Source organism: Kitasatospora sp. NPDC096147, assembly GCF_044763225.1.
Lineage (GTDB): Bacteria > Actinomycetota > Actinomycetes > Streptomycetales > Streptomycetaceae > Kitasatospora.
This window is the reverse complement of record NZ_JBIWFX010000002.1, coordinates 795575-807343: the sequence shown is the minus strand read 5'-3', so window position 1 is coordinate 807343 and position 11769 is coordinate 795575. Positions and strand designations below refer to the sequence as shown.

Here is an 11769-nt window from a genome sequence, read left to right as displayed (position 1 = left end):
CGCGCGGCGGTACTGCGCGAGCAGTTCGTCCGACGACGCGGCGTCCCCCCGACGGCCTACCGGCAAGCCTTCGGCCGGATCTGACGGGGCCTCACCCGGCACCACCCCGCACGCCCGGCTGCTGGAGCTGCGACTGTCCCGCGCCGAGGAACTGCTGGAGACCACCACACTGCCGGTCGAGGAAGTCGCCCGACTGGTCGGCTACCGCAGCGCGGCGGTACTGCGCGAGCAGTTCGTCCGACGACGCGGCGTCCCCCCGACGGCCTACCGGCAAGCCTTCGGCCGGATCTGACGGGGCCTCACCCACCGCCCGACTCCACCTCGTCGGGGCACGGTCCGCCGTCCGCCGCGAGGGCCCGGGCGGAGACGCGAGCGCCGGGTGCGGCGATGCACACCTGTCACCAGGTGTCCGCGCCCGGCGACCGACCCACCCTCTCCCGCTGCGCGCCGTCCCTCGCAGGCAGGGTGTCAGCCCGCCGTCGGCCACTGCGCCGTGCGCAGCAGGCGCGGGACGGCCAGCGCGAGCAGCGTCACGGCCAGCAGCACCGCCACCGAGCCGAGCACCGTACGGGCCTGGAAGTGGCCGAGCAGCACCCCGCCGAGGAAGGTGCCGAGCGGTACGCCGAGCATCAGCACGGTCATCGAGGCCGCGATCACCCGGCCGCGCAGTTCGTCGGCCACCCGCTGGAAGACCAGCAGGTCCAGCATCACCCGCAGGGCCGGGATGCCCAGGGCCATCAGCACCAGCGCGGCGAACAGCACCACCGGCGCGGCGCTGACGTAGGGCACCAGCAGCACCGGCACCAGCATCCCGCTGACCAGCAGGGTCAGCACGCCAGGCCCGAACCACCGGTGCAGCGGCCGGACCAGCAGCGCGCCGAGCAGACCGCCGACCGCCTCGCCAGCCAGCACCAGGCCGATGCCGGTGGAGTCCGTGCCGCCGTCCCGCAGCAGCACCACGATCGGCATCAGGCAGGTGGTGCCGGCCAGGTTGATCAGGCCGCTGACCGCCAGCACCGCGAGCATCAGCCGGTTGCCCGCCAGCTCCCGCAGGCCGTCCAGCAGGCCGCCCGCCGGTGACGCACCGTCAGCTGCCGGGCGCCCGTCGAAGCGCACCAGGCAGGAGGTGGCCAGGGCGTAGAGCGAGCCGCCGGCCACGGCCAGGAAGGGGACCGCCCGGCCCACCCCGAGCAGCAGGCCGGCCAGCGGCGGGCCGAGCAGCGAGGCGCCGTTGACCCGGATCTCGTCCTGCGTGAGCGCGGCGCGGAGCTGGCTCGGCGGCACCACCGAGCGGACCGCGAGCATCCGGACCGGACCGGCGTACGCCGTGGTGGCGCCGATCACCGCGGCCACCGCCAGCACGTGCGGGACGGTGAGCCGGTCGAGCCAGAGGGCGAGCGGCACGCTGAGCGTGGTGAGGGCCCGGACGGTGTCGCTGACGATCAGGATCACCCGTCGGTTCTGACGGTCCGCCACCGCGCCGCCGTGCAGGCCGAGCAGCAGCGAGGCGGTGAACTGCACCGCGCCGAAGGCCCCGGCCAGGGCCGGGGAGCCGGTCATCGCGAGCAGCATCAGCGGGTAGGCGGTGTCGGCCACCATCGTGCCGAGCATCGAGGCGGCGGCCCCGCTCCACAGCGCCTGGAAGCGCCAGTTGCGGCGCAGCGGCACCACCGGCTCCGGCTCGGACTCCGGCCCGGTCCCCGCCCCGCGTTCGACCTGAAGCGCAGTCATCACACCCACCCCGTTCACTCACTGGACACCATTCACGTTCGAGTGAACGATTGCAGAAGCGTGACCGTTTGCGCAAGGGTTGATGTTCATGGGTTAATGACCGCATGAATGACCGCATGGTGGAGCAGCTGACGGAGCGTGAGGTCACCGACGTGGCGACCCTCAAGGCGCTCGCCGACCCGGTCCGGATCGCGATCATGAACGCGCTGTACCGGCGCGAGCCGCAGGAGCTGACGGTCAAGGAGATCGCGGCCGCACTGGACGAGCCGCAGACCAAGCTCTACCGGCACATCAAGCAGCTGGAGCAGACCGGCCTGATCCAGGTGGCCGGCACCCGGCTGGTCTCGGGCATCACCGAGAGCCGCTACCGGCTCGGCCAGAAGTCGCTGAAGATCTCCCCCGGGGTGTTCGCGGGGGACTCGGCGGAGCGGCCGGAGGCGCTGAACGCCATGCTGGCCACCCTCGACCTGGTCCGGGAGGACTACCAGCGGCTCTACCTGGCCGGGCGGCTCGGCCTGCCCACCACCGACCCGGCGCAGCCCGCCTCACCGGGCCTGTTCAGCCACGTCGGCCTGCGGGTGCGCCCGGAGCGGGCGGTGGAGATGCGGGACCGGCTGCGCGCGGTGATCGACGAGCTGATCGCGGAGGGCAACAGCACCGACCCCGACGCGGTCGAGGTCACGCTGATGAGCCTCTACTACGCCGTCAGGCCGGACCGGCAGGAGCGGAGCTGACCACCGGTCAGACGTAGCGCTCCAGGATGGACGATTCTGCGAGCCGGGAGAGCCCCTCGCGGACCGAGCGGGCCCGGGTCTCGCCGACGCCCTCGACGGTCTGCAGGTCGTCGATGGAGGCGGCCAGCAGCTTCTGCAGCCCGCCGAAGTGCTCGACCAGGCGCTCGATCACCGTGTTCGGCAGGCGCGGCACCTTGGCCAGCAGGCGGTAGCCGCGCGGCGAGACGGCCGAGTCCAGCGACTCGGGGGTGCCGGAGTAGCCGAACGCCTTAGCCACCGTCTGGAGGTCCAGCAGCTCGGCGTGGGTGAGCGCCTCCAGGTCGGCCAGCACGTCGGCGACGGTCTTGCCGCGCTTGGCGGCCCGCTCCGGGAAGTAGTCCCGGGCGACCAGCTCGCGCTCGGGCTCGACGCCCGCGATCAGCTCGTCCAGCTGGAGCGAGAGCAGCCGGCCGTCGGTGCCGAGCTCCAGCACGTAGCCGGCGATCTCGGCGGCGATCAGGCGGACCATCTCCAGCCGCTGGGCCACCGCCGTGACGTCCCGGACGGTGACCAGGTCCTCGATCTCCAACGCGGAGAGGGTGCCGGCCACCTCGTCCAGGCGGAGCTTGTAGCGCTCCAGGGTGGCCAGCGCCTGGTTCGCCCGGGAGAGCACGGTGGTGGAGTCCTCCAGCACCCGGCGGGTGCCGTTGACGTACATCGCGATCAGCCGCATCGAGTGCGAGACCGCGACCACCGGGTAGCCGGTCTGCCGGTTGACCCGCTCGGCGGTGCGGTGCCGGGTGCCGGTCTCGTCGGTGGGGATGGTGGAGTCCGGCATCAGGTGCACGCCGGCCCGGACGATCTTGGTGATGTCCTTGTCCAGCACCACCGCGCCGTCCAGCTTGCACAGCTCGCGCAGCCGGGTGGCGGTGAACTCCACGTCGAGGACGAATCCGCCGGTGCTGATGGCGTCGACCGTCTTGTCGAAGCCCAGCACGATCAGGCCGCCGGTGTTGGCCCGGAGCACCCGCTCCAGACCGTCCCGCAGGCCCGTGCCCGGGGCGATGGCACTGAGGGAGGCCCGCAGCAGGGCCTCCTCACGGGAGGACTTGTCCGCCCGGTCGCTGGCTGCCACGTGACTCCTCCGGTAGACCCGGACCGCGCGCGTGCTGCCCTGCGGTCTGTCTCTCGATGTATTGCATTACTGCACTGCATGCCGATTAAACAGGGGAAAGTCTAACGGCGTGCGGCAATAACGGGGCCGGGGTCAGCGGAGTTCGTCGGAGTCGACCGGCTCCCAACCCTCCATCAGCTCGTCCGGGTAGGCCGCGACCGGGGCCCGGCGCGGAGCCGGAGCCGCCGCCGAGCCACCCGCTCCGGCCTCGGACTTCGGCTTGGCCGCGGCCCGGCGGCGGCCCGGAATCGCCCGCAGCGCCTCACCGATGTCGGCGACCTCGACCACCTTCATGCCCGGCGGCACCTTGCCCGGGTCCGGCGGCACCAGGGCGTGGGTGAAGCCCAGCCGGTGCGCCTCGGCGAGCCGCCGCTGAACACCCGTCACCCGCCGCACCTCGCCCGCCAGGCCGACCTCGCCGATCGCCACCAGGTTGTTCGGCAGCGGGGTGTCGGTGGAGGAGGAGGCCACCGCGAGGGCGATCGCCAGGTCGGCCGAGGGCTCGGTGAGCTTCACCCCGCCGACGGTGGCGGTGTAGATGTCCTGCTTGCCGAGCTTCACCCCGCCGTGCCGCTCCACCACCGCCAGGATCATCGCGATCCGGGGCGACTCCAGACCGGAGGTGGTCCGGCGCGGCGAGGGGATCTGCGAGTCGACCATCAGCGCCTGCACCTCGGCCACCAGCGGCCGCTTGCCCTCCAGGGTGACGGTCAGACAGGTGCCGGCCACCGGCTTGTCACGGCGGGTCAGGAACAGCCCGGACGGGTCGGCCAGGCCGACGATGCCCTCGTCGTGCAGCTCGAAGCAGCCCACCTCGTCGGTGGCGCCGTAGCGGTTCTTGACGCCCCGGATCAGGCGGAGCCGGGCGTGCCGGTCCCCCTCGAAGCTCAGCACCACGTCGACCAGGTGCTCCAGCAGGCGGGGGCCGGCGATCTGGCCGTCCTTGGTGACGTGGCCGACCAGCAGGGTGGCCATGCCGCGCTCCTTGGAGACCCGGATCAGCGCGTTCGCCACCTCGCGGACCTGGGCCGGGCCGCCGGGCGCGCCGTCCAGCTCGGCCGAGGCGATGGTCTGCACCGAGTCCAGGATCAGCAGCCCGGGGTTGACGGTGTCGATGTGGCCGAGCACCGCGCCGAGGTCCGACTCGGCGGCCAGGTAGAGGTGGTCGGAGAGCGCGTTGATCCGGTCCGCGCGCAGCCGGACCTGGCCGGCCGACTCCTCGCCGGTGACGTACAGGGTGCGGTGCTGGGCGGTGGCCGCCTTGGCCGCCACGTCCAGCAGCAGGGTCGACTTGCCGACCCCGGGCTCACCGGCCATCAGCACCACCGCGCCGGGCACCAGGCCGCCGCCGAGCACCCGGTCCAGCTCCGGCACTCCGGTGGAGCGGGCGGTCGCGACCTGCCCGTCGATCTGCCCGATCGGCTTGGCCGGCGAGCTGACCGGCCCGGCGGCGGTGGTCCGGATCGGCACCGCGCCGTACTCCTCGACGGTGCCCCAGGCGTTGCACTCCGGGCAGCGGCCGACCCACTTGGGCACCACGTTCCCGCACTCGGTGCAGCGGTAGGCCGGGCGGGGCTTGGCGGTGGTCTTGGTACGGGCAGCCATGGCCCACACCGTAACGGCTGGCGCCGACATCGGGGGGCGCGCGCAGGTGACGGGGGAGCTGGTGTTGTTACCCGAAAGAAGTACAAGGAGCCGGAATCCGCCCCGGCGCGCGGGCCGGTGCCTAGCGTCGGAAGGGTGTCGACTTCCCCCACGCCCCCGGCCGGCTCCGCCGTCCCCACGGCCGCGGCCTACGAGCAGTACGCCGACGGGCTGTTCACCTACTGCCTCTCGGTGCTCTGCGACCACGACGCGGCGGTGGCCGCCGTCCGCGAGGTGCGCGACCTGGCCCTGCGTCACGACGCCCGGCTGGGCGCGCCGGAGCTGCGCCGGGCCTGGCTGTACTCGCTGGCCCGGCACTGCTGCCTGCGCCGGATGGCCGAGGGCCCGGCCGGCGACGAGCCGGGCGGCGGTCCCGCCGGAGCCGCCCCGGTCAGCCGGGAGCACCGGCGCGAGCTGGCCTCGCTGGCCTGGCCGGAGGGGGCCGGCACCTCGCCGGAGCAGCGCGAGGCGCTGGAGCTGGCGGTCCGTCACCGCCTCGGCCCCGGCGAGGTCGCGGCCGTGCTCGGGCTGCCGGGGGCGGAGGCGGACGGGCTGCTGGCCGCCGCCGAGGCCGAGGTCTGGCGGACCAGGGTGGCGCTGCTGGTGCTCGGGGTGGGCAGCTGTCCGGTGCTGGCCGAGCTGGGCGGGGCCGGGGCGGAGCACTGGCGGGAGTGGGTGCTCGGGCCGGCCCTGCGGCGGGAGCTGGTGCGGCACGTGGTGGAGTGCCCGACCTGCCGGGGCACCGCCGAGCGGGTCTCCGGCGAGCTGGACTCCGGGCTGGCCGCGATGCCCGGGCTGCCGCTGCTGCGGGCGCCCGAGGTGCTGCGGGAGCGGCTGGTGGTGCGGCGGCAGGCCGGGCCGGAGGAGGAGACCCTGCGCTTCGACCGGCAGGGCTTCCCGCGACACCGGGCGGCGCGCCGGCTGCGCGGTCCGGCGGTCCGTCAACGGGTGGTCACCACCGGGGTGCTGGCGGCCGTGCTGACCGCGCCCGTGGTGGCGCTCTGGGGCGCCCACCGGGGCGGCGACGACGGCGCCGGCACGGCCACCTCGGTCTCCTCGGTCCGGGTGGAGACCCCGGCGCCCGCTGGTCCGCCGCACGCCCCCGAGGCGGCCTCCCTCGCCGACGGCGCCCCCGACGACGGCCCCGGCCCGCTGCCGGCAGCCGGCCTCACGCTGGCCGGTGCGGTCACCGGCAGCGGCACCCCCGGCCATGCAGAAACGTTGCTCCCCGCGGTCCTCGGCCCGGCCGTGCCGGTGCCGACCAGGAACGCGGTCCGGCTGGATCGGGTGACCCCGCATCCGGAGACCCCGGCCGCCGCCCCGGCGGCCCCGCCGCAGGGCCAGTCCGGCGGCCAACTGAGCGTCGCGGCACAGGAGTTCGGCGAGCGGACGGTCATCACCCTGGTCAACTCCGGCAGCACCGTCCTGCACTGGCGGGCCGACAGCGACGCCCCCTGGCTGCGGCTCAGCCGGGACGCCGGCACCCTGGAGCCCTCCCAGCGGATCACCCTCACCGTGACGGTCGATCAGGACCTCGCCCCGCAGCACCCCTGGCAGGCCAGGATCGCCCTGCTCCCGTCCCGTGCCGTCGTCACCCTGGAAGGCGGCCCGTCCGACCGTGGCATCCCGACCCAGCCGGCCGAACCCACCCGATCGGCCACCCCGGCCCCCACGGCCGAGCCGACGCCGTCGACCGGTCAGTCCCCCTCCCCCGAGCCGACTCCGACGCCCACCCCGACCCCCACGGCCGAGCCGACGCCGTCCGGGTCACCGTCCGCCGACCCGAGCCCCGCACCCACCCCGTCCGACACCCCGTCACCGACCACGAGCCCGAGCGCGTCCTGAGCCCGTCCCGGGCCTGCCCCGAGCCTGTCCCGAGACCACCCAGGCCTGCTTCGAGCGCGCCGGGCCTGCCCCGGGCCTGTGCCACCGGCCGCTACGGCAGCCGGGCCTCGGCCCCCCAGGGCGAGGGCCACTACCCGGCCCTGCGCCCCGGGTATCGCCACCGGTGAGCGGGGATGCCGAGCGGTACAGCTGCCCGTTGCCGGACATGGCGAACTCCAGGTACTCCTGGTCCCGTCCCCCGTCACCCGCCACCACTGCGTCCACACCCCACTGACGCACCGACGGGCGGGGGACGTTACCGACCCCCGGGCACGGATTCGCCGGAACCGGGGGCGGCACGGCTCCGACCGGGGCGCGGCCGGGATGCCGGGCACGGAGAACGACACGCGGGGGCCGGCGGTGGGGTGGCTCAGTAGGCGCGGCGGGTGACCAGCTCGGCCAGGGCGAGCAGGTCGTCGGCTGCCGACGGGTCGGGAACGGCGTCGGCGAGGTGGCCGATGGCGGCGGCCATCCGCTCGCAGGACTCGCCCTGGGCCCAGGCCCGGCCGCCGGCGCGCTCCACCGCCTCGGCCGCCTCGGCCAGCTCCTCGTCCGTCAACGGACGCTCCAGTGCGTAGAGTTCGGCCAGCCGGTCACCGGCCTCCCCGCCCGAGCCGAGCGCGAAGACCACCGGGAGCGACTTCTTCCGGGCTGCCAGGTCGGCGCCGACCGGCTTGCCGGTGACGGCCGGATCGCCCCAGATGCCGATCAGGTCGTCGATCAGCTGGAAGGCCAGGCCGATCTCCCGGCCGAAGGCGTCCAGCGCCTCGGCCGCCTGCTCGCCCGCCCCGCCGTACAGGGCGCCGACCGCGCCGGCGCAGCCGAGCAGGGCGCCGGTCTTCGCCTCCGCCATCGCCAGACACTCGGCCAGGGTGACGTCGGTGCGCTGCTCGAAGGCGCAGTCGGCCTGCTGCCCGGCGCACAGCTCCACCACGCAGTCGGCCAGCCGCCGCACCGCCGCCGAGGCGGCCGGGTGGGAGTCCTCGGCCAGCACCCGCAGGGCCAGCGAGTGCATCGCGTCCCCCGCCAGGATCGCCTCGGTGATCCCGAACGCCCGCCAGGCGGTGTCCCGGTGACGCCTGGTCAGGTCACGGTCGATCACGTCGTCGTGCAGCAGGGTGAAGTTGTGCACCAACTCCACCGCCGCGGCCGCCCGGACCGCGACGGCCGGGTCGGTGCCGCCGACCGCCTGGGCGGCGGCCAGCACCAGGGCCGGGCGGATCGCCTTGCCCGAGCCGGTGGCCGAGGGCGTGCCGTCCACCTCCCACCAGCCGAAGTGGTAGCCGGCCACCCGGCGCATCGACTCCGGCATGGAGTCGACGGCGGCCCGCAGGGCCGGATCCACCACCGCCTTGGACCGGGACAGCAGTTCGGCCGCCTCCTGGCCCTCGTACGTCTCACCGCTCCCGGCCCCGGCCCCGCCCCCGGCTGTGTGCGAGGCCGTGCCCCCGACCTCCCGGCCGTCCTCGGTGCCGCTGCGCTCCAGCGCGAAGATCCCCATGCTGCTGCCCCCCAATTCTCGAACCACTGCTCGAACGACTGCTCGAAGCTCTCGGACGTACGGAACCGCCGGGACCGGTGCCGGCCCCGGCGGGGGTGGACGGGTGGCGCTAACTCCGGTGGGCCACGTCGACGTTCTCCAACACGCCGACCGCGTCCGGGACGAGGACGGCGGCGGAGAAGTAGGTGCTGACCAGGTAGGAGATCACCGCCTTCTCGTTGATCCCCATGAAGCGCACGTTCAGCCCGGGCTCGACCTCGTCCGGGATGCCGGTCTGCCGCAGCCCGACCACGCCCTGCTCCTTCTCGCCGACCCGCATGGCCAGGATCGAGGTGGTCTGCCCCGGGGTGATCGGGATCTTGTTGCAGGGCAGGATCGGCACTCCGCGCCAGGTGGTGAGCAGCTTGCCGTCCTTCTCCCGGGCGGCCGGGTACAGCCCGCGCCGGTTCGCCTCCCGGCCGATCGCGGCGATCGCCCTCGGATGGGCCAGGTAGAACCTGGTGCCGCGGCGGCGGCTGAGCAGGTCGTCCAGGTCGTCGGGGGTCGGCGGGCCGGAGCGGGTGGAGATCCGCTGCTCGTGCGAGGCGTTGGCCAGCAGGCCGAACTCCGGGTTGTTCACCAGCTCGTGCTCCTGGCGCTCGCGCAGCGCCTCGATCGTCAGCCGGAGCTGCTGCTCGGTCTGGTTCATCGGCTGGTTGTAGAGGTCGGAGACCCGGGTGTGCACCCGCAGCACCGTCTGAGCGACGCTCAACTCGTACTCGCGGGGCTGGAGTTCGTAGTCCACGAAGGTACTCGGGATGACCGGCTCGCCGGTGTGGCCGGCGGCCAGCTCGATCGCCGCCTCACCGCGCTTGTTGGCCGGCCGGGCGGCCGCCTCGCGGTAGCCGTGCAGCTGCGCGCGCAGCCCGGCCGAGCGCGCCGCCACCTGCCGGAAGTCGGCCAGCGGGAGGGCCAGGACGGTGCCCGCCGTGTCGGCGGTCAGGGTGTACGGCCAGTGCGGCTCCTCCTGGGCCAGCGCCTCGTCCCCGACCGGGTCGCCGTCGGTGGCGCCGCCGAGCGCGGTGGTCTCGCCGTACTTGCCGGTGCCGGTCCGGGTGAGCTTGCCGTGCACCACCAGCAGCACCTCGGCCACCGGCTGCCCGGCCTCGGCCAGCACCTCTCCGGGAGCGATCGGCCGCTGCACGCAGCGACCGGCCAGCTCGGCCAGCGGACCCTCCTCGGGGAAGCCGCGCAGCACCGGGAGTTCGCGCAGCGAGGGCGGTACCACCCGGACCTCGGCGCCGGCCTGGTCGAAGGCCACCCGTCCCCGGCCGGCCAGGTACGTCAGCCGCCGGTTGACCCGGTAGGTGCCGGCCTGCACCTCGACCCAGGGCAGCGCCCTGAGCAGCCAGCGGTCGGTGATCTCCTGCATCTGGGGAACGGACTTGGTGGTGCTGGCGAGGTTCCGCGCGGCCTCGGTGCCGAGGCTGGAGCGGGACTGCTCGGCCGCACGCGGGGCGGGGATTCCGTGCTGGATCTCGGTGGTCATCTGCGACCCCTCCGCGGGCACGACGAACGTGGACGTGGTTGCACCCCATGGTGCTGCCCGGTCGGACGCCCACGGTCCGCTCCGGTGGCCCGACTCACCCGAACTGATGACAGTTCAGGCGTTCGAGCCCCGGCGGCGCCACCACTGTGCTCCGGGCGCCCTCGTGCGCCCCGTTCCCGGAAGATTTCACCTGCCGGTAATCTTCCGCCGCTCCCCCCGGAACCCGTCCCCAGCAGGGTTTCTGACCACCTGTCCACCCCCGGGGCGAGGGGCCTCCCGGATCCGCTGCCACCCCCCGTTCACCCGGTTCGAACGGGGCGCTAAGGTGCCACCTCAAGGGCGCAGCAAGGCCGCTCTGGCCACTCTTCCGCCGGACGCCCTCTCCCTTCGCCATGCCTTCCGCCGTGCCTCCGCCGTACCCCCTGCCGTACCGCTGTGCCCTCCTGTCGTGCACTCTCCCCGGGAGACCTCCGTGAGCGCCCCCGTCCGCGTCTGGCTGAACCGCACCTACGCCGAGAACGTCTTCTTCATCGACCTGCTCCGGGCCGCCCCGGTCGAGGTCTTCGCCACCCACGTGGACATCGACTCACCCGTCCTGGCCGCCGCCGACCACGGCCTGCCGGAGCCGGACGGGCTGACTCCGGAGGCGTACCTGGAGTTCGCGCTGGACTTCTGCGCCCGGCACCGGATCGACGTCTTCCTGCCCCGGCTGCACCAGGAGGTGGCGGCCCGGCACCGCGCGGAGTTCGAGGCGCTCGGCACCGCGCTGGTCTGCCCGCCGGCCGAGGGGATAGCCACCTTCGCCGACAAGGTGGACGGCTACGTCGCGATGGCGGCTGCCGGACTGCCGGTGCCGCCCTGGTACCGGGTCCGCACGGCCGGCGAACTGCTGGCCGCCGTGGCCGAGTTGGAGGAGATGGGCGAGCAGCCCTGCCTGAAGCCGGCCAGCGGCGCGGGCGGCGAGGGATTCCGCACCATCACCCGGGAGCCGTTCAGCCTCCGGCAGCTGCACGGCTGGCCGGGCGGCAGCGTCCAACTGGACCAGCTGGCCGGTGCGCTGGCCGCCGCACCGGGCTCGGTGGACCTGCTGGTGATGCCCTACCTGGCGGGCCCCGAGGTCTCGGTGGACTGCCTGGCCGACCGGGACGGCCGGGTGCTGGCCGCCGTCGGCCGCACCAAGAGCGGCCGGCGCCGGAGCTTCACCACCGACCCGGTGTACCTGGAGCCGGCCCGGCGCCTGGTGGAGACCTTCGGGCTGTCGTACCTCTCCAACGTGCAGTTCCGCCACTTCCGGGGCGCTCCGGTGCTGCTGGACATCAACACCCGCCCGTCCGGCGGCCTGCACCAGCTCCGGCTGTGCGGCCTCAACCTGCCGCTGGCGGCGGTGCAGCTCGCCCTCGGCGCCACCCCGGTGCTGCCGGCCCTCGGTGACCTGCCGGGCACCGACTACGCCCTGGTCTCCTCGATCCAGCCGGTACTGCCGGTGCCCGCAGCGGTCTCCGCGCCGGCCCCGGTGGCCGCCCCGGTGACGGTGGAGCTGCCGGTGACCCGGCTCACCCCGCTCACCGCCGCGCTGGCCTGACGACCCCTCGGA

9 protein-coding genes are annotated in these 11769 nt (G+C 74.3%); 4 read left to right on the top strand and 5 right to left on the bottom strand.

Features of this window, described 5'->3' with window-relative positions; all coding sequences use genetic code 11:
- Window positions 1–292 (top strand): helix-turn-helix domain-containing protein (locus ACIRBX_RS09180; protein WP_402294864.1); only part of this gene is annotated, 292 nt, incomplete at its 5' end.
- A 176-nt stretch (window positions 293–468) separates the two neighbouring features.
- On the opposite strand, the gene ACIRBX_RS09175 is transcribed toward ACIRBX_RS09180, so the two are convergent.
- Window positions 469–1731: an MFS transporter gene (locus tag ACIRBX_RS09175; RefSeq protein WP_402294863.1), complete on the bottom strand. Its 1263-nt coding sequence runs from the start codon at window positions 1729–1731 to the stop codon at window positions 469–471.
- A gap of 104 nt (window positions 1732–1835) precedes the next feature.
- On the opposite strand from ACIRBX_RS09175, the gene ACIRBX_RS09170 reads away from it, so the two are divergent.
- On the top strand, window positions 1836–2465 hold the full coding sequence (locus ACIRBX_RS09170; RefSeq protein ID WP_402294861.1) for an ArsR/SmtB family transcription factor: 630 nt from the start codon (window positions 1836–1838) through the stop codon (window positions 2463–2465).
- Between the two features lie 7 nt (window positions 2466–2472).
- Here the strand turns inward: ACIRBX_RS09170 and disA are convergent, their stop codons facing one another.
- Window positions 2473–3579, bottom strand: coding sequence for a DNA integrity scanning diadenylate cyclase DisA (gene disA / locus ACIRBX_RS09165; protein WP_402294860.1), 1107 nt, complete (start codon window positions 3577–3579; stop codon window positions 2473–2475).
- A 132-nt stretch (window positions 3580–3711) separates the two neighbouring features.
- Window positions 3712–5223 (bottom strand): DNA repair protein RadA, encoded by a 1512-nt coding sequence (radA, locus tag ACIRBX_RS09160; RefSeq protein WP_402294859.1) that lies wholly within the window; start codon window positions 5221–5223, stop codon window positions 3712–3714.
- Window positions 5224–5358: 135 nt separating this feature from the next.
- Between radA and ACIRBX_RS09155 the strand changes: the two genes are divergently transcribed.
- On the top strand, window positions 5359–7107 hold the full coding sequence (locus tag ACIRBX_RS09155; protein ID WP_402294857.1) for a hypothetical protein: 1749 nt from the start codon (window positions 5359–5361) through the stop codon (window positions 7105–7107).
- Between the two features lie 409 nt (window positions 7108–7516).
- On the opposite strand, the gene ACIRBX_RS09150 is transcribed toward ACIRBX_RS09155, so the two are convergent.
- Together ACIRBX_RS09150 and ACIRBX_RS09145 are read right to left on the bottom strand one after the other, a co-directional pair.
- Entirely contained in the window at window positions 7517–8647 is a 1131-nt protein-coding gene (locus ACIRBX_RS09150) for a family 2 encapsulin nanocompartment cargo protein polyprenyl transferase (RefSeq protein WP_402294856.1), read from the bottom strand.
- 109 nt (window positions 8648–8756) lie between these two features.
- On the bottom strand, window positions 8757–10175 hold the full coding sequence (locus ACIRBX_RS09145) for a family 2B encapsulin nanocompartment shell protein (protein WP_402294854.1): 1419 nt from the start codon (window positions 10173–10175) through the stop codon (window positions 8757–8759).
- Window positions 10176–10647: 472 nt separating this feature from the next.
- Here ACIRBX_RS09145 and ACIRBX_RS09140 point away from each other — a divergent pair, with 472 nt between their 5' ends.
- Window positions 10648–11757, top strand: a complete 1110-nt coding sequence (locus tag ACIRBX_RS09140; protein ID WP_402294853.1) for an ATP-grasp domain-containing protein — start codon at window positions 10648–10650, stop codon at window positions 11755–11757.
- Window positions 11758–11769 lie beyond the last annotated feature (12 nt).